General features: G+C 65.1%; 21 protein-coding genes. 11 read left to right on the top strand and 10 right to left on the bottom strand.

Annotated features, from left to right (window positions below; genetic code table 11):
- Positions 1 to 94: 94 nt before the first annotated feature.
- From ACFIMZ_RS31015 to ACFIMZ_RS31000, 4 genes are all read right to left on the bottom strand, one after another.
- Complete coding sequence (locus ACFIMZ_RS31015; protein WP_431823263.1) at positions 95 to 1531, bottom strand: efflux transporter outer membrane subunit; 1437 nt, start codon at positions 1529 to 1531, stop codon at positions 95 to 97.
- Between the two features lie 10 nt (positions 1532 to 1541).
- Complete coding sequence (locus tag ACFIMZ_RS31010; RefSeq protein ID WP_431823262.1) at positions 1542 to 3116, bottom strand: DHA2 family efflux MFS transporter permease subunit; 1575 nt, start codon at positions 3114 to 3116, stop codon at positions 1542 to 1544.
- Between the two features lie 31 nt (positions 3117 to 3147).
- The gene (locus ACFIMZ_RS31005; protein WP_431823261.1) at positions 3148 to 4239 is read right to left on the bottom strand and encodes an HlyD family secretion protein; all 1092 of its coding nucleotides are present in this window, start codon (positions 4237 to 4239) and stop codon (positions 3148 to 3150) included.
- Between the two features lie 64 nt (positions 4240 to 4303).
- Positions 4304 to 4735, bottom strand: a complete 432-nt coding sequence (locus ACFIMZ_RS31000) for a MarR family winged helix-turn-helix transcriptional regulator (protein WP_431823260.1) — start codon at positions 4733 to 4735, stop codon at positions 4304 to 4306.
- A 588-nt stretch (positions 4736 to 5323) separates the two neighbouring features.
- Here ACFIMZ_RS31000 and ACFIMZ_RS30995 point away from each other — a divergent pair.
- Genes ACFIMZ_RS30995 through ACFIMZ_RS30980 form a run of 4 tightly spaced genes read left to right on the top strand, consistent with a single transcriptional unit; the run spans position 5324 to position 9112 of the window.
- Positions 5324 to 5509 (top strand): hypothetical protein, encoded by a 186-nt coding sequence (locus tag ACFIMZ_RS30995; protein ID WP_431823259.1) that lies wholly within the window; start codon positions 5324 to 5326, stop codon positions 5507 to 5509.
- An 8-nt stretch (positions 5510 to 5517) separates the two neighbouring features.
- Positions 5518 to 6438, top strand: a complete 921-nt coding sequence (locus ACFIMZ_RS30990; protein ID WP_431823258.1) for a hypothetical protein — start codon at positions 5518 to 5520, stop codon at positions 6436 to 6438.
- 53 nt (positions 6439 to 6491) lie between these two features.
- Positions 6492 to 8303, top strand: coding sequence for a hypothetical protein (locus ACFIMZ_RS30985; RefSeq protein ID WP_431823257.1), 1812 nt, complete (start codon positions 6492 to 6494; stop codon positions 8301 to 8303).
- 17 nt (positions 8304 to 8320) lie between these two features.
- Positions 8321 to 9112 (top strand): hypothetical protein, encoded by a 792-nt coding sequence (locus tag ACFIMZ_RS30980; RefSeq protein WP_431823256.1) that lies wholly within the window; start codon positions 8321 to 8323, stop codon positions 9110 to 9112.
- A 310-nt stretch (positions 9113 to 9422) separates the two neighbouring features.
- Here ACFIMZ_RS30980 and ACFIMZ_RS30975 read toward each other — a convergent pair whose 3' ends face one another.
- On the bottom strand, positions 9423 to 10343 hold the full coding sequence (locus tag ACFIMZ_RS30975) for a LysR family transcriptional regulator (protein ID WP_431823255.1): 921 nt from the start codon (positions 10341 to 10343) through the stop codon (positions 9423 to 9425).
- A gap of 140 nt (positions 10344 to 10483) precedes the next feature.
- Between ACFIMZ_RS30975 and ACFIMZ_RS30970 the strand changes: the two genes are divergently transcribed.
- From ACFIMZ_RS30970 to ACFIMZ_RS30950, 5 genes are all read left to right on the top strand, one after another.
- A complete protein-coding gene (locus ACFIMZ_RS30970) occupies positions 10484 to 10912 on the top strand; it encodes a MarR family winged helix-turn-helix transcriptional regulator (protein ID WP_431823254.1) in 429 nt (142 codons plus the stop codon).
- Positions 10913 to 11008: 96 nt separating this feature from the next.
- Entirely contained in the window at positions 11009 to 11749 is a 741-nt protein-coding gene (locus ACFIMZ_RS30965) for a FadR/GntR family transcriptional regulator (RefSeq protein WP_431823253.1), read from the top strand.
- A gap of 255 nt (positions 11750 to 12004) precedes the next feature.
- Entirely contained in the window at positions 12005 to 13252 is a 1248-nt protein-coding gene (locus ACFIMZ_RS30960; RefSeq protein WP_431823252.1) for an aconitase X, read from the top strand.
- Positions 13245 to 13748 carry an aconitase X swivel domain-containing protein gene (locus ACFIMZ_RS30955; RefSeq protein WP_431823251.1) on the top strand — a complete coding sequence of 168 codons (504 nt, stop codon included), beginning with the start codon at positions 13245 to 13247 and terminating at the stop codon, positions 13746 to 13748. The genes ACFIMZ_RS30960 and ACFIMZ_RS30955 overlap by 8 nt, the downstream gene beginning before the upstream one ends.
- A 138-nt stretch (positions 13749 to 13886) precedes the next feature.
- A complete protein-coding gene (locus ACFIMZ_RS30950) occupies positions 13887 to 15002 on the top strand; it encodes a branched-chain amino acid ABC transporter substrate-binding protein (RefSeq protein WP_431823250.1) in 1116 nt (371 codons plus the stop codon).
- 56 nt (positions 15003 to 15058) lie between these two features.
- Here ACFIMZ_RS30950 and ACFIMZ_RS30945 read toward each other — a convergent pair whose 3' ends face one another.
- Entirely contained in the window at positions 15059 to 16168 is a 1110-nt protein-coding gene (locus tag ACFIMZ_RS30945) for an AraC family transcriptional regulator ligand-binding domain-containing protein (RefSeq protein WP_431823249.1), read from the bottom strand.
- Between the two features lie 77 nt (positions 16169 to 16245).
- Between ACFIMZ_RS30945 and ACFIMZ_RS30940 the strand changes: the two genes are divergently transcribed.
- A complete protein-coding gene (locus ACFIMZ_RS30940) occupies positions 16246 to 18279 on the top strand; it encodes an FAD-dependent oxidoreductase (protein ID WP_431823248.1) in 2034 nt (677 codons plus the stop codon).
- Between the two features lie 17 nt (positions 18280 to 18296).
- Here the strand turns inward: ACFIMZ_RS30940 and ACFIMZ_RS30935 are convergent, their stop codons facing one another.
- Positions 18297 to 18701, bottom strand: coding sequence for a DUF2471 family protein (locus ACFIMZ_RS30935; protein WP_431823247.1), 405 nt, complete (start codon positions 18699 to 18701; stop codon positions 18297 to 18299).
- A gap of 156 nt (positions 18702 to 18857) precedes the next feature.
- The gene (locus ACFIMZ_RS30930) at positions 18858 to 19751 is read right to left on the bottom strand and encodes a LysR family transcriptional regulator (RefSeq protein ID WP_431823246.1); all 894 of its coding nucleotides are present in this window, start codon (positions 19749 to 19751) and stop codon (positions 18858 to 18860) included.
- An 88-nt stretch (positions 19752 to 19839) separates the two neighbouring features.
- On the opposite strand from ACFIMZ_RS30930, the gene ACFIMZ_RS30925 reads away from it, so the two are divergent.
- Positions 19840 to 20628 (top strand): NAD(P)H-dependent oxidoreductase, encoded by a 789-nt coding sequence (locus tag ACFIMZ_RS30925; protein ID WP_431823245.1) that lies wholly within the window; start codon positions 19840 to 19842, stop codon positions 20626 to 20628.
- 7 nt (positions 20629 to 20635) lie between these two features.
- Here ACFIMZ_RS30925 and tssE read toward each other — a convergent pair whose 3' ends face one another.
- Entirely contained in the window at positions 20636 to 21061 is a 426-nt protein-coding gene (gene tssE / locus ACFIMZ_RS30920; RefSeq protein WP_431823244.1) for a type VI secretion system baseplate subunit TssE, read from the bottom strand.
- Positions 21058 to 23787: a type VI secretion system ATPase TssH gene (gene tssH / locus ACFIMZ_RS30915; RefSeq protein WP_431823243.1), complete on the bottom strand. Its 2730-nt coding sequence runs from the start codon at positions 23785 to 23787 to the stop codon at positions 21058 to 21060. Before tssH ends, tssE begins: the two co-directional genes overlap by 4 nt.
- Positions 23788 to 23850: the final 63 nt, after the last annotated feature.

The following is a 23850-nucleotide window of genomic DNA, read 5'->3' as shown; positions in this document are numbered from 1 at the left end:
GTCCAGCACGACGGGCCGCGCCGGTCGAACCGGAGCCGGCCCGGCGCTTCCCGCCTCGCCGCGCGTCCCGCGCGGCGATCCTCTCCTGCGTCGCTCACTTCGCGGCCACGGCCTGCGCCTTCGCGGCGTCCGTCGCGTCGTTCCGGCTCCACCCGCCGCCCAGCGACCGATACAGCGCGACCGCCGACAGCGCGTGCTCGCGCCGCACCTGATTGAGCGCGTCCGAATCGCGCAGATACACTTCCTGCGCCGACAGCACGTCCAGGAAATCCGTCGCGCCGCCCTTGTAGAGCTGGTTCGCGAGACCGAGCGCCTTGTCCGACGCGGCAAGCGCGCTGTTCAGGCGCTGTGTCGCGGCGGTCGTGCCGACGAGATCCGCGCGCGCATCCTCGACTTCGCGCAGCGCCTGCAGCATCGTCTGCCGCAAGCCGAGTTCCGATTCGCGCATGCGGCTTTCGCTCTGCGCGATGTCGGCGGTGATGCGCCCGGCGTTGAAGATCGGGCTCGTCGCGCTCAGCGCCGCGCTGAACAGGTTGTCGGTCAGCGTCGGCAGGCCGAGATAGGACGCGGCGAGGAGGCCGTCGGTCAGGTTCAGCGAAAACTTCGGATAGCGTTCGGCCTTCGCGACGCCGACCTGGGCCGCGCGCTGCTCGACGCGCGCGTAGGCGGTCAGCACGTCGGGGCGGCGCAGCAGCGCCTGCGACGGCAGCGTGGCGGGCGAGCCGTCCGGCGGCGCCGGGATGTCGCCGGCCTGCGACAGCACGAGCTTGTCGACCGACTCGGGCGTGCGCCCCGAATACACGGCGATCAGGTTGAGCTGGTGCGAGATCTGCGCCTGCGTCGGCGGAATCCGCGCTTCGAGCGCGTCGAGCTGGTTCTGCGCGCGCGTGACGTCGAGCTCGGTCGACAGCCCGAACGCCTGGCGCTTGCGCGTGAGGTCGAGCGCGTGCTGGCGGATCTGCGCGTTGTCCCGCAGGATTCGCAGCTCCTGCTGCGCCCACCGCAGGTCGACGTAGGCCGACGCGGTGTCCGCCGCGAGCGCGAGCCGCATCGCGTCTTCCGCGTGCTTCTGCCCGACGAGTTCGGCTTGCGCCGCGAGCAGGTCGAGCCGTTCGCCGCCGAACACGTCCGGCGACCAGCTCAGCGCGAGGCCCGCGCCGGCCTGCTTCACGTAGCCGAGCGGCGGCGGCGTGTTCTGGCGCGCGTAAGCGCCGTGCGCGTTCGCGTCCAGTTCCGGCAGCAGCACCGAGCGCTTCTGCACCGTCAGCGCCTGTGCCTGCTTCACGCGCTCGGCGGCCGCCTGCAGGTCGAGGTTGGCGTCGAGCACGGTGGCGATCAATTCGTCGAGCACCGGGTCGTGGAACTGCGCCCACCACGTTGCGGCATCGACGTCCGCGCGCGGCACGTCCGTGTCCCACGCGTGCGGCGCGAGCGATTCGACCGATTCATGCAGCGCGGGATGCTGCGCGGGCTGCACCGCGCATCCGGCAGCGAGCGCGCTGACGGCGAGGGCGACGAGAAGCTTCTTCATGATGATGACCTCAGTGCGCGTCCGGCGGCGGCGCGCTCGTGGAAATGGGTTTGGAAAACAGCACCGCGATCAGCGCGACGACGAAACACAACGCGAGCGCGTAGAACGCATCCGCGTAAGTGAGCGTCAGCGCTTCGCGAAAGATCAGCCGGTGCAGGTTCGCGAGGCCGGCCTGCGCGGCGTTCAGCGTGTCGCCGGCGACGGCCGTCCAGTGCGCGGCCTGCCCGTCGAGCAGCGCGGCGACCTGCGGCTGGCCGGCGCTCACGTGCTCGTTGAGGCGCAGGTAGTGGAAATTCAGCCGGTCGTTGAGCATCGTCGCGCTGACCGCGATGCCGATCGCGCCGCCGAGGTTGCGCATCAGGTTGAACAGGCCGCTCGCCGATTTCAGCCGTGACTGCGGCAGCGAGCCGAGCGCCATCGTCACGATCGGCGGCACGCTGAATTGCTGGCCGATGCCGCGCAGCGCCTGCGGCAGCAGCAGTTCGCGCCAGCCCCAGTCGTGCGTGATCGGCGTGTACAGGTAGATGCCGAGGCCGAAGCAGGCAAGCCCGAACACCAGCAGCACCCGCATGCTGAAGAAGCGCGCGGCGAACGCGTACGCGCCGAGCGCGAGCATCTGGAACGCGCCGACCGACAGCAGCGCGATGCCGATCTGCAGCGAGCTGAAGCCGCGCACCTGCGCGAGGAACAGCGGCGTCAGGAACACCGACACGAAGATGCCGATCCCGGTCACGAACGACAGCAGGCTGCCGATTCCGAAGTTGCGCACGACGAGCGCGCGCAGGTCGACGATCGGGTCCTTCGCGGTCAGCGCGTGGACGAGGAACAGGAAGCCGCAGATCGCGGAGATCCACGTGCACAGCACGATGACGTCGTCGCCGAACCAGTTCTTGCGCGGGCCTTCCTCGAGCACGTATTCGAGGCAGCCGAGGAAGCCGGACATCAGCGCGATGCCGAGATAATCGCCGCGCTTGAGCAGGCCGAGGTCGGGCTGGTCGATATGCACGTAGCGCGGCACCAGCGCGGCCACGACGACGCCCGGCACGAGGTTCAGGTAGAACAGCCAGTGCCACGACCACTGGTCGGTGATCCAGCCGCCGATCACCGGGCCGATCGCCGGCGCGAGCGACGCGAGCGCGCCGATGGTCGTCGACGCGACCAGCCGCTGCTTGCCGGGAAACAGCACGAACGCGGTCGTGAACACGGTCGGGATCATCGCCGCGCCGAGCGCGCCCTGCAGCCCGCGAAACAGGATCATCGAGTTGATGTCCCACGCGAGGCCGCACAGCATGCTGGTGATCGTGAAGCCGACCGCGGACGCGACGAACAGCCAGCGTGTCGACAGCACCTTCGACAGCCAGCCCGACATCGGGATCACGAGGATCTCCGCGATCAGGTACGCGGTCTGCACCCACGACAGCTCGTCCTGGCTCGCGGACAGCCCGCCGCCGATGTCGCGCAGCGACGACGCGACGATCTGGATGTCGAGGGTCGCCATGAAGAACCCGACGCACATCAGCGCGAACGCGAACACGCGCTGCCGCATCGGTTGCGACGCCGGGTCGCCGATAAAGCCTGTAGTCATGATCCGCTCCGTCATTCGCTGGGCATGCCGCTCAGTCCGCGTGCGCCGTATGCACGGTGACGACCGCGGACAGGCCGGGACGCAGCACGTTCTCGAGGCCCGGCTGCGCATCGAGAAGCACGCGTACCGGCACGCGCTGGACGATCTTCGTGAAGTTGCCGGTCGCGTTCTCCGGCGGCAGCACGCTGAAGGTCGCGCCGGTCGCGGGCGCGAGGCTCTCGACGCGGCCGTGCACGCGCAGGCTCGATGCGTCGAGCGACACGTCGACGCGGTCGCCCGGGCGCATCTTCTTCAGCTGGTCTTCCTTGAAGTTCGCGTCGATCCACAGGCCCGACGCGGGCACGATCGTCAGCAGCGGCACGCCGACGCTCGCGAGCATCCCGACCCGGCCGGTGCGGTTGCCGACGTAGCCGTCGACCGGCGAGCGGATCGTCGTGTATTCGACGTTGAGCGCCGCGACCCGCTGCGCGGCGAGCGCGGTGTTGACGCGCGCGCGGGCGTCGGCGAGTTGCGCGCCGAGCACGTCGAGCTGCCGCTTCGCGGCGAGCAGCGCGGCGTCGCTGCGGTCGACCGCGGCGCTCGCCTTCGAATAATCGGCATCGGCGCGTTCGACGATCTGGTTCGACACCGCGTCGGATTTCACGAGCTCGCGGTAGCGCGACTTGTCGGACGCGGCGCGGGTCAGCTCGGCCGCCGACGCGCTTTTTTCCGCCGTCTGCTGGCCGATGACCGCGTACTGCAGCTGCTGCTTCGCTTCGAGCTCGGTCACCGCGGCGCGCGCGCCGTCGACGTCGGCCGTCGCCTGCGCGAGCTTCGCGTCATAGTCGCGCGCGTCGAGCCGCACCAGCACGTCGCCGGCCTTCACGCGCTGGTTGTCGGTCACGAGGATCTCGTCGACGAAACCGTTCACCTTCGGCGCGAGCACCGTGACGTTGCCGCCGACGTACGCATCGTCGGTGCTCTGCTCGAAGCGCAGCACGAGATCCCAGTAGAGCGCCGCCGACGCCACGACCGCGACGACGGCCAGCACCGCGACGGTCATCCACGGCACGCGCCGGCGTTGCCGCGTGACGGCTTGCGCCGGCGCCGCTTCTCGGGAAACAGGAGTCTGGGTCGTATCCATCGATTCACCTATGTATATGCACTTTTTGAAACGACCGACGCGGCGCGTCGATCGGGGGATTGCTTCAACGCTCCGGGATGTTGTGCGTGATCCGGAACAGTTCGTCTCTCAGCCGCGCCGCTTCCGACGGGCCGAACCGTTGTTCGAACGCTTCCTGCGCTTCGAGCCAGTGCGCATGCGCCTGTGCGATCTTCGCTTCGCCGTCGCCGGTCAGCGCGAAGCTCAGCCGCCGGCCGTCGCCCGCGTAGCGGCCCGCGACGAGCGCCGCGCCGACGAGCGGCTTGAGCGCGCGCAGCAGCGCGGTGCGCTCGATGACCAGCACCGCCGACAGCGCCGCCATCGTCAGGCCGGGGCGCTCGCGCAGCAGCGCGAGGATGCTGTACTGCGACGCGGTGACGCCCTCCTGCGACAGGTAACGCTCGTAGAACTGCGAGATCCGGCGGGCGGCCTGCCGGACAGCGAAACAGTCGTCATCGGTGAGCGTGTACTTGTGCATGTGCACATGTTAGTGGGCGGGCGGGCGCGAAGCGATGTGCGGGGCGCGATCAGATTGGTGTTGTGGCTGTACCAATAGGCTGATCAGTCGGACCGATGGGGCGCAGCAAATGGCAAAGGCAATGCATTGATGTGAGGCTGGCACACCGCGGGAAGTAACTGGTGCAAGGAAGACGCAACACATCGTCGCTGCGGCAGTTGCAGCCGGTCGAGTTCGATCTGCAAACGAATTCCTGCTGCCTTCGATCACGTGCTCGCGACAACTCATTGGAAGAATCGCCATTTTTTCAGACACGTCTGATGGACGCGAGCGTGATAGCCCAGCACCCTTGAAAAATTGTCCAAGCAATGCCGAAGAGATCCTCGGTTCCTTTCTACCAACCATCCGATCGCCAGCGTGGGTGCATCTCAAGGTCGCGGATGTAGAGGCTCAGCAGAGCGTGTGATGAACGTACCGTTGGCGGTGGAGGGAGCGGTCGATGCCGAGCCAATTTCGTGACTTCTGGCGAGATGCCTTCTTTTGCGGTGAGGTTGCAGCAAATGGCAGGGTCCAAATCCGACTCACGGTGATGCGACGGACCTGTTTCCAATGCAGGACATGGTAGTGAGTGCGTCGGACGGCAAGGTGTTTTTCGATAGCCCTGCGGGTCAAATCGAGTTGAAGGGCAATCTCGCCGTCAATGGCCAGGAAGGCGGCAGTTTCAAATTTCCGACGTGGTCCAAGGCGCCGCTCAAAGCCGCGAAAGATGCGATGAACTTCGGATTTTCAGAGTAAACGAACCAATGACGACAAAACCGGTGCCGAAGAAGCCGACGCAAACGCCCCAGCCGGCCGAGACCAAGCTGATGCATGTGTCATTCGCCTTTCCTTTCCTGCGCAAAGGGCAACGCAAATCTGAGACATCTACCCGTTTCACCGACGAGCATGACATTTACCGGTTGCTGGCTGAACGTGAGCCATCTGGTTCATATCTTGTCAGTAGCAAGGGGATGTGGCACGGGGGAATACATATCACTGAAGCCGGAGCAGGCCAATCTCTCGATCTCGATGCGGGGGTGCGTTGCATCGCCGACGGGAAAATTGTCGCGTATCGGATCGATCGAACTTACCCGGTGAGCGAGATTTCCACCGTCACCAGCGAAGCATCGGTTCCTGCGCCATATAGCACGGGTTTCGTGCTGATACGTCACACGATGGAGTTTCCGAAGGAGACAACGCTGACGTTCTACAGTCTGTACATGCATCTGATGTCCTATGAGGATTACGCGAATTTCTCGAAACGCCAGAAGCCGGCGTACTGGCCGGCACATTGGCGGGTGACGGAATATGCCCAGGACCGGCCTATGCCTGCGAAGAATGGGCAGGTCGCAGATACGGAGCAGCAAGGGTTGCGGGTGCGCAAGCGCTATCCAAAGGGAGAACCAGTTGGCATCCTTCCCCAAGGTGCAAGCGTAAGCATCGGAAAGCAAGAAAATCGGTGGGGCCAGATTACGGATCTGCATGGATCGGCATTGTATCCGCCGCTCGCCGGTGGTTTTGCTTCGCCGTCTGCCGCAATCGGTGGATGGATTTATATGCAAGAAGAAAACGGTGGACCGCTCGTCAAGGAGGTCATGCCGGACTCGGTATTTGATCGGGTGGTTGTCACTGCCTGCCTGACGAACCTGAATGTGCGGGTATTTCGATCAAGGCAGGCGACCTGATCGGTCACCTTGGTCGATATGACTCACTGAACGAGTGCACTACCGGAACCCGTATGGTCCACCTGGAAACGTTCTGCGACAGCAGTATCCAGGCGTTCGTCGAACAGGGGCGCAGCTGGATCACGGAACACGGTCCTCACAAAGACGACTGGGACGAGCTGGGATTGCGCTCCGATCCTACGATCCTCCGGATCGCGCCGGGCACGATACTGTATCAACGTACCCCGGATAATCGGTTCGTCGCAGGTGCCGATTCGCAGTCGAGAAAGACGGATGTCGTTCAGGTGTATTCGCTCGCGGAGCTGGGGCGCGACAAGGAAAAAAAGTCGACCGAGCAAGTGGTGGATAAGCTTTACCAGCAGAACGTGAACTGGTGGCATGTCGGCAGCGCGGAAGCACGCGGTAATCCGATTGACGGCTGGGTGCGCGAATTCAATCACCCGGGCGGCGGACTCGTCACGCGCGAATTTGCGCAGAAGTGGATCGACTTCAGATGCATCGAGGAATCCCACGACCCGGCCCATACAATCTTCGCTACCACCGACGGTTGGGTCGACTATGCGAGCAATGCCGATGTCGCTGACACCGCATCGCGTTCGAAACTCAGTCCGTTGATGCTAAAGGTGTACGACGCCGTGTTCACGAAAGGCGACGGCAGCCACGCGGCCGACGAGCTCTGCTCCCTGTCCAAGACCGAACGAGGTGGCTATCCATGGCTCATGCATGCCGCTTCACGGCTGATCGTGAAGCACGAAAGCGAGTGGGCAAATCCGTCCAAGTGGAAGCGGTTGGTTGCCGCACTGGAAAAGCAGACTGGGTCGAGGCCACAGTACGAAGAAGAGCAGAAGCGGATCGACAGACTCGCGTGGTGGGATGCGGTGAAGGCCGGTGTTCCGGGATTTCCGGGACCGGATGTCTTTCATATCAATCCGATCAGCTTGATCGCGAATTTCGACACAAACGCCGACGCTTGTTGCTGCGGATGTTGTCTTGAAGATGATTTTCAGGTCACTCGGATGGGCTCGAATTACGGTCCAATCTACTGGGGCTTGAGACCAATGGAGAAAGCAACGGCACTTGCCAACATGGAAAGTGCTGGAGATATATCGGAAAGTGAACATCGAATACTTATCGCGATGTCGGAAAATGAGGGAAAGCTGGACACTGTGCATTCATACGACAGCGAAATCCTAACTGCAGGGGCGATGCAAAAAACAATCAATCCGACAGGGGGTGGCGAATTTCCGGCTCAAGTTGCACAGTTCAGGGTGTCAGATGGGAAATGCTACCGCGAACTCTTTGAGCAATGCGGGTGGACGGTTGAAGGAAGTGGCTCGGCGTCTATTATGTATTATTCTCATCCAATATTTACAGATGGCGAAAAAATTACAGGGAAAATTCTAAAGAGAGTTATACGTAACGGATGTGGTGAGCATAATTTTCGTAAGAAAATCAAAAATGTACCGTTGGCTGCAATTGTTCGTGCAATATCAAGCGAGCCGTATGAAAGGCGACAATTGATGGATTTCGTGGTTCGATTGCGAGACGTGGTATTGCCAACCACTCCGCCCAAATACAATCAATCCGTCGGCGAGTATTTCTTGTCGGATCTGGGGCGGGCTACTGCACTTGATCAAAGTGTAAACCGACCGGGATGCGTTGGGAGGGATATCGGTAAGGCATTGGATGCATTCTTTGAGCGTCATCCATCTATTTCGAGGAATCCGAATGAGTGGGGAGAGAGTCACTCTTCGTACGAGTTGGAAATACTTGAAATATATGGTCCTGGTCGAGAAATGGCCAGGGTTGGCGGTGTCAACGTGGCGCCGGCAAGATATTCCGCGCTCAAGAGCAGCCTTGTCTGAAAATTTGGGAGTTGACTATGGTTCGATTTGTATTGGTGAATTTTTTGTTCGTGACATTATTTATGAATTCGCTTGCGTGCCTGGCGAGTACGGATAGAGTTGTCCTTTCGGACGGTGCTGCGCTAGTGTTCTCGGTGCCGTTAACATCAAATGAGCAAAAAAAATTTGGACCTGGTTGGAAAAAGGCAACATATATAAGCTCACAAGGAGAGAGGTTCGGACTTTTCTCGATGGAGACGCTAACGACTGCTGGAGGGGCAATTTTTGGTGATTCTTATCCTCCTCAGCTATCGCCTACGGGAAAATATGCGGTAATCGACGTTCTGAGGGTGGGTGTTGTAGATCCCGGGCCATCTGGGAAGCCAGAAGTACAGACCAGACAATATTGCCCTGTTATGGAGACGAGAACAGGTTGCATTCTTAGTAACCAAACGGGTGAATTGTGTGGGGGGGAGTGGGATCGTCGAAGTGACCGCTGGACGGTTCGTGGGCTGGACGAAGATGCGAATGCTCCAATGCTTCGGTATCAATTTGACGATGCTAATACTCTTTGGAAAGAGTATGTGAGTGCAGGAGATAAGCCATTTCGGATTTCTATTCGAGAAGCGGTTTCGTCAAGCCTGGGTGTTGTAAATTTGATGGCTTGTGATCCTCCGAGGGCAAGAAACATAACAACGTATAAATACATCTCTGATGAGTTGAAAAAATCTGGAGATGTGGATGGTTCAGAATATATAACAAATAAAATTAGAAATGTCGTATTGAAAGATGGTGGCCTCGATGCAGGTTCAGCCTATGAGGTCCGTTAGCGAACGTAGGCCAGACGGGCCTTAAGCAATTCAAAAGTAGGGCAGCCCCTTAAACACCGAGAGGCGGCCGTCGGCTTTGCCGAGTTGCCTTTCTGCGCGACCGCGCGTTTCGCGTGGATATCGCTGTAGTGTGGGGAACTGGATGCTAGTGGTCGGCTTATGTCCAATCCTCGGATTAGTTGCTATGAGCAGCGTGGTCCGGAACAGAAAGGTATGGACACATTCCAGAAATCAGGCGCAATGGAGTGTCGGTTGCCTGCAAGCCGCCCGTGCGGAAGAGCTATCGATGTGACACGTCGACACTCGTGAGCTAACCAATCGTCCGCTCCAAGGGCTTTGCGCTGTCGCCGTAAGCCGCCGCGTAGTCGATGAACGCCTTGACCTTCGCCGGCAGCAGCGCGCGGTTCGCATAGGCGAGCTTGATGTCGACGAACGCGTCGACGAGGTCGGCGTCCGCAAGCAACTGCACGAGCGCGCCCGACGCGAGCTCCTTTTCGACGATCCCGCGCGGCACCACGCCGATGCCGAAGTGGCGCATCACCATCTCGCGGTTGAACACGGGGCTGTTGGACGACACGTCGAATCGGTACGGCACGCTCAGCGTGTCGCCGTCGACGCGGAACGCCAGCGCCGGGCGCCGCAGCGACGGCGACAACGACACGAACAGGTGGTCGGCGAGGTCGGCCGGCACGGTCGGGCGCGGGTGGGCGACCAGGTATTCCGGCGTCGCGACGATCACGACCGGAATCCGTTCGATCAGCCGCACGACGGTCGTTTCGCTCGTCAGCATGTAGGGCACCACGATGCCGATGTCGTAGCCTTCGCCGACCAGGTCGACGGGGCGCTCGGTCAGCGTGACGTCGAGGCGCACCTTCGGATACGCGGCCTTGAAGCCGGCGATCAGCGGCACAAGGCGGTTCAGCGTGGCGGTCGTGTGCGCGACGAGCCGCAGCAGGCCGTCCGGCTCGCGGGTGTGCGTGACGGCTTCCGCCTCGAGCGCGTCGAGCTCGTCCAGCACGGCCGCGCAGCGCTCGTAGATGCGCTCGGCCGTCTCGGTCAGCGACACCTGCCGCGTGGTCCGGTGCAGCAGGCGGCTACCGAAGCGCGCTTCCAGCTCGGCGACCGCGCGTGACACGACGGGGCGCGCGACGCCATGGATGTCGGCGGCGCGGGTGAAGCTGCGCTGTTCCACCACCGACCGGAAAATCCGCAGCTTGTCGAAGTAGTCCATGTTGCGTGTCCTCGGGTTCGAACGCGGGGCCGCGTCGCCGTGATCCGGCCCCGGATGCTTGCGGCTCGGCCCGGCCGCCGCCGGCCGATACGGCGAAGTATACGTTGACTTTATGCATATGCACATATAGATTGCCACGCATGGACGATATTCAGATTGCCGGTGCGTGCAACTGCTTCGCGCTGCGTCAGGCGACGCGGTTCGTCACGCAGATCTACGAACGTCACCTGAGCCCGCTCGGCGTCACGCCGGCGCAGTTTTCGATCATGGCGATCCTGTCGCGCCGGCCCGACGTGCTGATGAGCGACCTGGCCGATGCGCTGGTGATGGATCGCACGACGCTGCTGCGCGCGCTGAAGCCGCTGCAGCGCGACGGGCTTGTGGCCGCAGGCGCGTCCGAGCACGACGCGCGCGCGCATGCGCTGAACCTGACGAAACTCGGGCAGCGCACGTTCGGGCACGCAAAGCGCGCATGGCAGGCCGCGCAGGACGAGTTCGAGGCGGGGTTCGGCGAAGGGCGCGCGAAGGCGCTGCGCGACGAGCTGTTCAGCATGACGGGGAAGCGGTAGGCGGAACGCGCGGCGCAAGCCAGGCTCGCGAAGATTTGTCCGATGTCGCGGTGGTATATTTGCGACCAGTCCGACATCCGGCGACGAGAAACAGGTATGGCGTCCACGCTCCCCGAATTTGAGCCGAGCTTCCGGCCGCTCCAGATCTACGAACAGGTCGCGGAAAAGATCCGCGCCGAAATCCGTGCCGGAAAGTTTCCGCCGGATACGCGCCTGCCATCCGAGCGCGAGCTCGCGGTGCGCTTCGGCGTCGGGCGGCCCGCGGTCCGCGAGGCGATCGGCGCGCTGCAGAACGAGGGGCTGGTCGTCACGCGGCGAAACTCGGGCACGTATGTGGTCCCGCTCGCGTACCAGTTGCTCGCCCGGTCTGCCGCGCATGCCGACGAAGGCGGCAGCGGGCCGGATTACAGCCCGTCGGCGACGCTCGACGTCCGGCTGATTCTGGAGCCCGCGATCGCGCGCCGCGCGGCGGCGCTCGCGAAGCGCGACTCGCTCGCGGAGCAATACCTGTCCCAGATGGAGACGGTGGCCGATGTGTCGGATCCCGAGCAGCTTGCGCTGTGGAACAACAGCGACCGGCTGTTCCATCGGCAACTGGCCGTGATGACGGGCGACGCGCTGCTGATCCGGTTCGCGGAAGACATAGCCGACGCGATGGACCAGTCGCTGTGGAAGCGGGTGAAGGACGACGGCATTGACGACCCGGCGCGCATCCGGCTGTACGTCGCCGAACACCGCCTCATCTACGAGGCGATCGTGACGGGCGACGCCGATGCCGCGGCGTTCTATGTCGAGCAGCATATCCACCGCGTGCAGCGCGATATCGCGCCGGAATAGGCCCGCCGGTTTTCCCGCCTTTCGTCGCGCCTGCGCTCGTCGGGTGCGATCGCACCCCGATCAACTGGAACCTAATCCGAGCCATCGAAGCCGTATTGCCGTCGGAATCGGGTGATTCGGCCGGTCGAACCGGTAATCTGGTCTGATTGGTGACTGGGAATAAACCAGTCTGGACATAATTTATTTCCAGTTGTACATTCCTCCCACGCGTGACACAGGCCGGTGCCTGTCGAGCGAGTCAGGAGGAGCAACCCGATGTTGCAATTGAGCGATCGCGACCAGGCGATGTTGCATGGGGACTTCGGCGAGGGCGTCGCGCGCGCGATGCGGATCGTCTCGCGCACGGCCGAGGTCATGTCCGCGCCGCATCTCATCGACATCACGTCCGCGCATATCGACGGCTGCCTGTACCACGGCAGGACGAGTCTCGACTTCGTCGAATATTTCGTCGCGACGGGCGCGAAAGTCGCGGTGCCGACGACGCTGAACGTCGGATCGCTCGACCTGATCCATCCGGAGCTTTACCACGGCGACCGCGCGATCCAGCGCGATGCGCAGCGGCTGATGGACGCCCATCTGCAGCTCGGCTGCGAATCCAGCTTCACATGCGCCCCGTATCAGCTGAAGAACCGTCCGGCGAAGGGCCAGCAGATCGCGTGGGCCGAATCCAATGCGATCGTGTTCGCGAATTCGGTGCTCGGCGCGCGCACGAGCCGGTACGGCGACTTTCTCGATCTCGCCGCCGCGATCACGGGCCGTGCGCCTTACGCGGGCCTGCACGTCGACGCGAACCGGGCCGGGCGGATCGTGTTCACGGCGCCCGACTTCAGCGGTCTGCCGTCGCGCGACATCTACTTCGCCGCGCTCGGCCTGCTTGTAGGCAAGGTCGCGGGCGCGATCGTGCCGGTGATCGTCGGCCTGCCGGCGGACACCAGCGAGGACGAACTGAAGGCGCTCGGCGCGGCAGCAGCGTCGAGCGGGGCCGTTGCGCTGTTCCACGCGGTCGGCGTGACGCCCGAGGCGCCGACGCTGGACGCCGCGCTTCATGGGCGTGCCCCGCATCGAACGGTCGCCGTGTCGATGGACGATCTCGACGAGATCCGCCGCACGCTGAACCAGGGCGCGGCGGGCGACGAGCTCGTCGCGGTGGCGCTCGGCACGCCGCATTTCTCGCTGGCGGAATTCCGCCGGCTCGACGAACTGCTCGACCGTTTCGACGGCAAGCCGGCATGCGATTTCTACGTGAATACGAGCCGGTTCATCCTGTGGGAACTGGGCGAGCTTGGCCTCGCGAGCCGCTTCGAGGCGCGCGGCGTCCAGATCGTCGTCGATACGTGCACGTACATCACGCCCGTGATGAAGCAGCTGACCGGGCTGGTCATGACCAATTCCGGGAAATGGGCGTCGTATGCGCCCGCGAACATCGGCGTGACGGTTGCGTACGGCAGCATGAGCGAGTGTGTCAGGTCCGCGTTCGAAGGAAAGGTGCGATTCGATGACTGAAGCATATGGTGGCGGTTCGGCGTCGACGGCCGGTCGCGATGCGACGGGCGCGGTGCTGTCGGGCGATACGCTCGTCGCCGGGAACGCGTTCGCGGACGTGCTCGTGCTCGACAAGCCGCTCAGTTTCTGGGGCGGCTACGATTCGGCCGCGGGGCGGATCATCGACCGGGGCCATCCGCTCGTCGGTGCAAGCCTCGCCGGCAAGATCATGGTGATGGCGCATGCGAAGGGATCCAGTTCGAGCAGCAGCGTGCTCGCGGAAGCCGTGCGCAACGGTACGGGGCCCGTCGGCATCGTGCTGAAGGAGCGGGACCTGATCATCTCGATCGGCGCGATCGTCGCCGCCGAGCTGTATGCGATCGAGGTGCCCGTCGTGTGTGTCGCGGAGCACGTGTACGACGCGATCGTCCGCGCGTCGGGGCCGGTGCGGATCGAGGCGGCCGGCGGAACCGGCGGCGCGACGATCAGCCTCGGCGACGCCGCGCGCCGAGACTAGCCGGCCGGCGTTTGCCGAGGTCGCGGTTCGCGGCTGTCGGCGTCTGCCAATACATTAGTACACCATATCAATGTGGCGATCGTCGGGTATCCACCCACCCTGGCTCGCGGGGTAGCGGGCAATAGACGAGGAGACTTCATGAAGCTGAAAATCGCAATCGCATCGCTTGCCCTGGGCGGGAGCGTGATCGGCGCCGCGCATGCGGAGCAGGTCGTCAGGATCGCGCTGTCCGGGCCGCTGAGCGGTCCGCAGGCCGTCAGCGGGAAGGACGACGAGAACGGGCTGCGGCTGGCCATCGAAATGCTGAACCAGAAGCCGATCACGGTGGGCGGGCAGCCGATCCGGTTCCAGATGCTGTCGGAGGACGACCAGGCCGACCCGAAGACGGGCGTTCAGGTCGCGCAGCGGCTGCTCGATCAGCGGCCGGCCGCGTTTCTCGGGCCGCAGAATTCGGGCGTCGCGATTCCGGTCGCGCGCCTGACGAGCGCGGCGCGTGTCCCGATGCTGACGGTCGCGTCGAATCCGCAACTCACGAAGCTCGGCTACGACAACATCTTCCGTACCGGCGCGAGCGACTCGGTGCTCGGCGCGTCGATGGCGGTGTTCGCCGTCCGAAAGCTCGATGCGAAGACGGCCGCCGTGATCGACGATCGCACCGCTTACGGGCAGGGGCTTGCCGACGAGTTCATCGAGAAGGCCCGATCGCTCGGGCTGCAGGTCGTCGCGCGGGAGTTCACCCATTCGCAGGCGAACGATTTCCTCGGCATCCTGACGACGATCAAGGCGAAGAATCCTGACGTCATCTTCTTCGGCGGCTATACGCCGCAGGCGGCGCCGATGGCAAGGCAGATGATGCAGCGCGGCGTGCGCGCGAAGCTGCTGGGCGGCGACGGCATCTGCTCCGACGACATGGGCAAGGTCGCGCAGGCGGCGTCGCAGAACGTCTTCTGCGCGATGAGCGGCACGGGGCTCGACGGCACGCCGCAAGGCAGGCACTACGTCGCACGATACAAGGCGCGATTCAAGACCGAACCGCAGACCTACGGCATCACCTATTACGACGGGATGCTGCTGCTGGCGAACACGATGGCGTCCGCGCAGACGACCGATCCCGCGAAGCTGGTGCAGGCATTGCGTGCGGCTTCGTACAACGGCGTCTCCGCGACCTATGCGTTCACGAAGCACGGTGATCTGACCGAAGCGCCGACGACGACCTTCACGTTCAGGAACATGCAAATGGTGCCGGCGCAGTAGCGCGCGACGGGCGCGGGCGGCGCGAAGCGTGCGGCCCGCCCGCCGGGCGCAACGTCTCACGCGCCTTCGCGTTCGCGATGCCGGGCCGTGCCGGCCAGCCCGGCGGCCGCCTCCCGATACGCGCTCGGCGTCTGCCCGGCCCAGCGCCGGAATGCGCGCGTGAAATTCGCCGGGTCGGTGAACAGCAGGCGCTCGGCAATCGTCTTCAGGTCGAGATCCGACGCCGCGAGCAACTGCTTCGCATCCCGACAGCGCGCCTCGTCGAGCAATTGCCGGTAGCTCGCGCCGGCTTCCTCGAGCCGCCGCCTGAGCGTGCGGGTCGACACGAGCAGCTGCTGCGCGAGCGTCTCCGGCCCCGGATAGCCGCCGGCCGCGCGCGCCAGCTCCGCCCGCACGCGCTCGACGAGATCGCCTTCCTCCTGTCGGACTTGCGCGTATTCCCGCTCGACCTGCACCAGCGCCTGCCGGTGCGCGACCTCGTCGGCCAGCGGCAGCGGCCAGTCCAGCACGTCGCGCGCGATCCACAGCGCGTTGGCCGCGCAGCCGAAGCGCACCGGCGGCAACGGGTCGCGGTAACGGGCGAAGTAGGCGGGCTCCGGCCACGCGAACTGCAGCGCGATGTCCGGCGACGCGCGCCCGGACAGTTGTGCGATGTTCTGCGCGAGCCCGGTCAGCACGAATTCGAACATCACGTGATGCTGCAGCACGGGGCTCGCCTGCACGCCGTGCAGTTCGAGCGTCGCGCCGTGCGCGTCCTCGGCATAGGTCAGACGATATTGGCGGTTGCGCATCCGGAAGTAGCGGATCGTCACCTGCAGCGACGCGCGGATGTCCCGCGCGGTCAGCGTCGCGTAGCCGAGAAAGCCGTGCACGGTCGGCTTGAGCTGCAGCCCGAACGCGAGACCGATGCCCGGATCGCCGCCGATTTCGATCGCGTTCAGCACGAGCCGCCCCCATTGCGACGGCGCGACGCGCGCGTCCGGCTCGGCCAGCACCGCGTCGCGCAGGCCCGTGCCGGCGCGCACCGCGGCGAGGTCGACGCCGCGCGCGTCGAGCACCTGCAGCAGCAGGCGCGGATAGGCGACCGGAATCGTCGGCCGGCGCAGCCCGAGGCGGTCCTTGGCAAGCGGGGAAGTCATGTCTCTTTGGCCGGAAATGACAAGCATTATGGCTGTTTGCCCCCTCACGTTCAACGTCGCGCGCGCTCTACGATGACGCTCACCGCTTTTCCGGCCACACCATCATGACGACATCGTTTCCCCACCTGCTTGCCCCGCTCGACCTCGGTTTCACGACGCTGAAGAACCGCGTGCTGATGGGCTCGATGCACACGGGCCTCGAGGACAGCCGCAAGACCCTGCCGCGGCTCGCCGAATACTTCGCGGAACGCGCGCGCGGAGGCGTCGGCCTGATGGTCACCGGCGGCTTCGCGCCGAACGTGGCCGGCTGGACCAAGCCGTTCGGCGGCACGCTGATGACGTCGGGGGCCGCACGCCGGCACCGCGCGATTCCCCGCGCCGTGCACGCCGAGGGCGGCAAGATCGCGTTGCAGATCCTCCATACCGGCCGCTACGGCTATCACCCGTTCGCGGTGGCGCCGTCGAAGATCAAGTCGCCGATCTCGCCGTTTACGCCGCACGAACTGAGCGCGCGCGGCGTCGAGCGGCAGATCCGCGCGTTCGTGCGCTGCGCGAAGCTGGCGCGCGAAGCGGGTTACGACGGCGTCGAGATCATGGGGTCCGAGGGCTACCTGATCAACCAGTTCATCTCGATGCATACCAACAAGCGCACCGACCAGTGGGGCGGCGCGTACGAGAACCGCATCCGGCTGCCGATCGAGATCATCGAGCGCACCCGCGAGGCGGCCGGCCGCGACTTCATCCTGATCTACCGGCTGTCGATGCTCGACCTGATCCCGGACGGCAGCGACTGGAGCGAGGTCGTGCAGCTCGCGAAGGCCGTCGAGCGCGCGGGCGCGACGATCATCAACACGGGGATCGGCTGGCACGAAGCGCGCGTGCCGACGATCGCGACGTCGGTGCCGCGCGGCGCGTTCGCGTGGGTGACGAAGAAGATGAAGGGCGAGGTCGGCATTCCGCTCGTGACGACCAACCGGATCAACCGGCCGGAAGTCGCCGAGCAGATCCTCGCGGACGGCTGCGCGGACATGGTGTCGATGGCGCGCCCGCTGCTCGCCGATGCCGAGTTCGTGAACAAGGCCGCACGGGGCCGCGCCGACGAGATCAACACCTGCATCGGCTGCAACCAGGCATGCCTCGATCATGCGTTCAAGAACCGGATCGCGTCATGCCTGCTGAACCCGCGCGCGTGCCATGAGACGGAATTGACGTACGCGCCGGCGCCGAAGGCGAAGCGCATCGCGGTGGTCGGCGCGGGGCCGGCCGGGCTTGCATGCTCGACCGTGCTCGCGCAGCGCGGCCATCGCGTCGACCTGTTCGACGCGGCAGCGGACATCGGTGGCCAGTTCAACATGGCGAAGCGGATTCCGGGCAAGGAGGAATTTCATGAAGCGCTGCGCTATTTCCGTCGCCAGATCGAGCTGACGGGCGTCGCGCTGCACCTGAACCGGCGTGTCGACGCGAACGACTTGATCGCGGGCGGCTACGACGAGATCGTGCTCGCGACCGGCGTGTCGCCGCGCGATCCGAAGATTCCGGGGCAGGACGGGCCGAACGTGCTCAGCTACATCGACGTGCTCGCGGGCAACCGGCCGGTCGGCAAGCGGGTCGCGGTGGTCGGCGCGGGCGGGATTGGCTTCGACGTCGCCGAGTTCCTGGTGCAGGACGGCGTGTCGCCGGCGCTCGATCTCGACGAATGGAAGGCGGAGTGGGGCGTGACCGATCCGGCCGCGACGCGCGGCGGCGTGACGCGTGCGCAGGCGACGCCGCCGGCCCGCGAGGTGACGCTGCTGCAGCGCAAGGCCGCGCCGCTCGGCAAGGGGCTCGGCAAGACGACCGGCTGGATCCACCGCGCGACGCTGAAGATGAAGCAGGTGAAGATGATCGGCGGCGTGAACTACGAGCGGATCGATGCGCGCGGGCTGCACGTGTCGTACGGCGAGAAGCGCACCGATCCGGAGCTGATCGAGGTCGATACGATCGTGCTGTGCGCCGGCCAGGAGCCGCAGCGCGCGCTTGTCGAGCCGCTGCAGGCGGCGGGGCGCGCGGTGCACCTGATCGGCGGCGCGGAACTGGCCGCCGAGCTCGACGCGAAGCGCGCGATCGATCAGGGCGCGCGGCTGGCGGCGCGGCTGTGAGCCGAGCTGTGAACGGGTTACGCGGCTTCGGCCCGTTCCTCCGCTTCGGCCTCGATCATGGCCCGCACGATCAGGTAGACGGCCGGCAGGTCGTCGTCGTCGCGCCGCCAGTCGACCGGCTCCTCGACATCCATGGCCACCATCCGGCTGTCGCGCAGCCGGATGAATGCGTCGACCACCGTCGGATCGTTCCGGTTCAGAAACCCCGCGTTGGAGAACGCCAGGTCCTCGACGTCGAGCAGCGCCTGCCAGCTGAGCGTGCGGACCGCGGCCGGGTGGCTGCGCCGGCGCAGGCCGAGCGCGCGCTGTGCGGGCCCGCCGACGACGCGTTGCAGGTCGACGACCGCTTGCCGCGCGGCGCGCTCGAAGTGGACGGGATTGAAGCCGGGTTGTTCGGGATCGAAAGCGGTTGGCTGGAACATGGTCGCCTCACAAAGTCCGTTCGTCGAATGTGACTGAAATCGGGTCATATGGCCAAAAGCACTGTAAATATATACAGTAGTTCGATTGGTTTCAAGCCCTGAATCGAACGGATTTGCCGGAGTGACTGGCGACGGCTGTCGGCAACGCGTCCGGTTTCAGACCGATGCCGCGATCGTTTCGCGCAGCCACCGGTGCGCCGGATCGCGATGCGAGCGTTCGTGCCACAGCATCGACATTTCATAGCCGGGCACCTCGACCGGCGCGTCGACGACCCGCAGCGCGGGCGCGTCGCGCACGAGACGCTCGGGCAGCATCGCGACGAGGTCGGTGTTCGCGACGGCCGACATCACGAACAGGAAATGCGGCACGGAGAGCACGACGCGGCGCGTGGCGCCGCGCTTCGCGAGCGCTTCGTCCGTCACGCCGACGAAGCCGCCGCCATCGGGCGACATGATCACGTGCTCGAGCGCGCTGAACTGCGCGAGCGTGGGCCGGCGCTTCAGCCTCGGATGCCCGGCGCGGCCGACGAGCACGTAGCGTTCGACGAACAGCGGCAGACGCCGCATGCCCGCCGGCGAACCTTCGGTCGTGTGAAACGCCAGGTCGATCTCGCCGCGTTCCGCCTGCTTCTCGATGCGCGGCGGCGCGAGCTCGACGACCGCGAGCCGCGTGCCGGGCGCGGCGGAACGCAGCGTGCTCAGTGCCGGCAGCACGATCGTCGATTCGCCGTAGTCGGTGGCGGCCACGTTCCAGGTGTGCGTCGCGGTCGCAGGATCGAACGGCGTGGCGGGCAGCACCGCGCGTTCGACCGCGTCGAGCGCTTCCCGCAGCGGTTCGCGCAGCGCCTCGGCGCGCGCGGTCGGCCGCATCCCGCGCGGGCCGGGCAGCAGCAGCGGATCGCCGAACACGTCGCGCAGCTTCTGCAGCTGCACGCTGACCGACGGCTGCGACATGCTCAGCTTCTCGGCCGCGCGCGTGACGTTGTGCTCGGACAGCAGCACGTCGAGCGTGACGAGCAGGTTCAGGTCCAGTCGTCTGAGATTGTTCATCGCTATACCTGGAATTCCGGAAATTCATTTCCAATATACCTGGCGGCGCGGCATCCTGCCGACATTCAAGCAACGGAGTGTCTGGCAAATGAATGTGCTGATCGTCTATGCCCATCCCGAGCCGCGGTCGCTGAACGGCGCGCTGCGGGATTTCGCCGTGCAGCGTCTCGAGGCTGCCGGCCATGCGGTACAGGTGTCCGACCTGTATGCGATGAACTGGAAGACGACGCTCGACGCGGACGACGTCACGGACCGGCCGCCCGGCGCGCGTTTCGATCCGTCGCTCGACTCGAAGCGCGCATTCGCGCAAGGGACGCAACGCGACGACATCGCGCGCGAACAGGCGAAGCTGACGTGGGCCGATGCGGTGATCCTGCAGTTTCCGATGTGGTGGTTCTCGATGCCGGCGATCATGAAGGGCTGGGTGGAACGCGTTTATGCGTACGGGTTCGCGTACGGCGTCGGCGAGCACTCGGACACGCGTTGGGGCGTCCGGTACGGCGAAGGGTCGCTCGCGGGCAAGCGTGCGATGCTGGTCGTCACGACGGGCGGCTGGGAATCGCACTACAGCCCGCGCGGCATCAACGGGCCGATCGACGACGTGCTGTTTCCGATTCAGCACGGGATCCTGTATTACCCGGGGTTCGACGTGCTGCCGCCGTTCGTGATCTACCGGTCGGGGAAGATGGACGACGCGCGGTTTGCGCAGACGCGCAATGCGCTCGGCGAACGCCTCGACAGCCTGTGGGCGACGCCGCCGATTCCGTTCCGAAGGCAGAACGCGGGGGACTACGAGATTCCGGCGTTGACGCTGAAGGAAGATATCGCGCCGGAGAAGGTGGGGTTCGCGGCGCATGTCGATGGGGCGGGGCGTTGACGCCCGATCAATGCCTGTCGCGCAGGCGCCGCTCGACACGCAGGCGGTCGGGCGGCTCGAAGTACGTGCCGAACCGGACGAGACCCGCGTTCTTCAGATGACACGTCATCTCGAAGCTGACCAGGATTCCCGGATCCTGGTTGTCGATGATCTCGACGTCGATCGATCGAATTCGAGGCTCGTATCTCAAGAGCGTCGCTTCCATTTGCTGCTTGAGGACGTGCGCCGATGCCGGGAGTGCCTTGTAGATGTTGGTCAGGTCGGGCAGCCCATAGTCGGGCAGATGCTTGAGCGCGCCGACGCGCGTATTCAGGATGCGTCGCACGTTCTGCTGGACGCTCAGGCATTCGAGCGTCCTGTCGTCGTACGCGTCGATCGGCTCGCCGCCGATCTGGCCGAGCAGCATGTCATAGAGAGACGGGCCGGCGGTCATGCGAAGTTCCGCGATGCAGGATCGACATCGACCGGCAACGGCGCATCGACGAAATCGATCGTCATCTTGCCGTCCGTGTCCGCAGAAAGGCCGATTGCGTGCGGCGTGATGCCTGACGCCATGCGCGTCAGCAGCTGACGCGAAACGGTCGGCAGAATGCGCTGGTTGATGAACGCATCGACGTTGCGTGCACCGGACTCGCGCGATACGCAATGCTGCGAGATCGAATCGATCAGGTCGTCCGCACACTTCAGCGTCACGGCGTGTTGCCGATGCAGACGTTCGGCAACCTTGGCAAGCTTGATCCGCACGATAGACGCAAGCGCCGTAGCGTCGAGCGGCCGATAAACCAGCGTCTGGAAGCGTGCGAGCAGCGCGGGCTGGAAGTGTGCAAGCAGTTGCGGATGAATGGCTTCGCCCAGCGCCACTTGCGCGATTTCGGGATCGACGGCCGTCGCATCGCCGATCTGCGCACTGCCGAGGTTGGACGTCATCACGATCACGCAATTGCGGAAATCGATTTCGCGCCCTTCGCCGTCGCGCATCATGCCGCGGTCGAACACTTGGTAGAACAGGTCGAGCACGTCGCGATGCGCTTTTTCGACCTCGTCGAGCAGGACGACGCTATAAGGCCGCTGACGCACGGCTTCAGTCAGGATGCCGCCGCGCCCGTAGCCGACGTAACCGGGCGGCGAGCCTTTCAGTTGCGATACCGTGTGCGCTTCCTGGTATTCGGACATGTTGATGGTCGTCAGCGCGGCTTCGCCGCCGAACAGCAAGTCGGCCAACGCCAGCGCAGTCTCGGTCTTGCCGACGCCGGACGGGCCGGCGAGCAGAAACACGCCTAGCGGCGCGTGCTCGCTTTTCAGGCCGGCCTTCGCCGTGCGCAGGCTTTCCGCCAGCTCGGCGATCGCATCGTCTTGCGCGACCACGCGCGTAGCCAGCGCGGATTCGAGCGTGAGCAGGCTCCGCAGTTCGTCTTCAACCAGATTGCCGACCGGCACGCCGGTCCATTCGGCGACGACGCGCGCGATCGCCGGTGCATCGACGTCAGGAAAGATCATCGGTGCCTTGCCTTGAACGGTCGACAGTGACTGGAGCGTTGTCGCGGTCGGCCCGGCATCGGATTGCGCATTCCGGGCACGGCGGATGGCGCGCAGTGATTCGACGAGTTCTCGCTCGCGCGCGTACTGGCGCTCCAGGGCGTCGGCGATGGCGTGCACGGCATCGTGCGATGCGTCGATCGATTCGCGGCGCGCCGTCGCGTCCGGGAGTCCGGCGCGTGTGTCGGCGTCGATCGCGGCGCGCTCCAGTGCGAGCGCTGCCAGCGTTGCGCGCGCATGCTGCAGTTCGGCCGGAGGCACGTCGAGACCCATGCGCACGCGTGCCGCCGCCGTGTCGATCAGGTCGACGGCTTTGTCGGGCAGTTGCCGAGCCGGGATATAGCGGCGCGACAACCTGACGGCCGCGACGATTGCCTGATCGCGGATATGGACGTCGTGATGCCGTGCGTATCGGTCGGCAAGCCCGCGCAGCATCAGGCAGGCTGTGTCATCGTCCGGCTCGTCGACCTTGACGACCTGAAAGCGCCGTTCGAGCGCCGCATCGCGTTCGAAGTACGCCTTGTACTCGGCCCACGTGGTGGCCGCGATCGTGCGCAGTTCGCCGCGCGCGAGCGCCGGCTTGAGCAGATTCGCGGCATCGGCGCCGCCGGCCGCGTTCCCTGCGCCGATCAGCGTGTGCGCTTCGTCGATGAACAGCAGGATCGGCGTGGTGGACGCGCGCACCTCGTCGATCACGTTCTTCAGCCGCTGCTCGAATTCGCCCTTGACGCCTGCGCCGGCCTGCAACAATCCGAGGTCCAGCGTCAGGATGCGCGTGTCCCGGATCGTCCCCGGAACGCTGCCCTCGACTACCCGCAGCGCAAGTCCTTCGACGAGGGCGGTCTTGCCGACGCCCGGTTCGCCGACGAGGATCGGATTGTTCTTGCGACGGCGCGCCAGCACGTCGATCATTTGCCGGATTTCGCGGTCACGCCCGAATACGGGATCGATGTCCCCCTTCCTGGCCTTTTCCGTCAGGTCGAGTGCAAAGCGTGCGAGTGCGTCGCCGTCGATCGAGCGCTGCGGAGCGTGCCGGACCGGCGCGATGGCGGTTGGCGCCTGCTGGCCGGCTACCTGAGCCGCACGGGCAGCATCGCCTTGCGGCGGCGCAGTGTCTTCAGTTTCGTTCTCGCTGGACCGCCGGCCCAAACGCGGCAGCACGCGGCGGATCTGGGCGCTGGAGACCGACAGCAGCGGCCACGCGCGCTGCGTGCGCAGGACATGCGGCGCATCGACGACGGCTTGCAGCAGATGGCCGGAGCGGATCGTGCCGTCCGGATCGTCGGACGATGCGCGCGCCCATGCATCCTCGACGACGGCGGCGAGCTGTCGCGACAATGCGGGTTTGCCGCGCAACGTGCGCGGCATGCGGTCGATCACCTCGATCAGTGCATCCCAAACAATGTCGATATCGAGATCGTAGTGCCGCAGGATTGCGGGCACGTCCCCGTCGTCCGCTTCGATCAGCTTCAGCATCCAGTGCTCGACGGCGATCTCGTCCGCGAGTCGTGTCTGGCAAAGGCTCGCGGCGGCTTCAAGCGCCCGCGTGCAATGGGAATTGAGGCGGCGAAGGAGATGAGTGGCGTCCCGGAGGGCGGGCGTTCGGTCGTCGCGCAGCGTCATGTCGAGGGCTGGAAAAGGAGAGGAAAGGGCGGGCGTCCATTGACGCCCGCTTTCGGCGGCCTG

This window comes from Burkholderia sp. F1, from assembly GCF_050813845.1.
In the GTDB taxonomy this organism is placed as follows: Bacteria; Pseudomonadota; Gammaproteobacteria; order Burkholderiales; family Burkholderiaceae; genus Burkholderia; species Burkholderia ubonensis.
The sequence above is the reverse complement of the archived record's forward strand: the minus strand, read 5'-3'. Positions and strand labels throughout refer to the sequence as shown.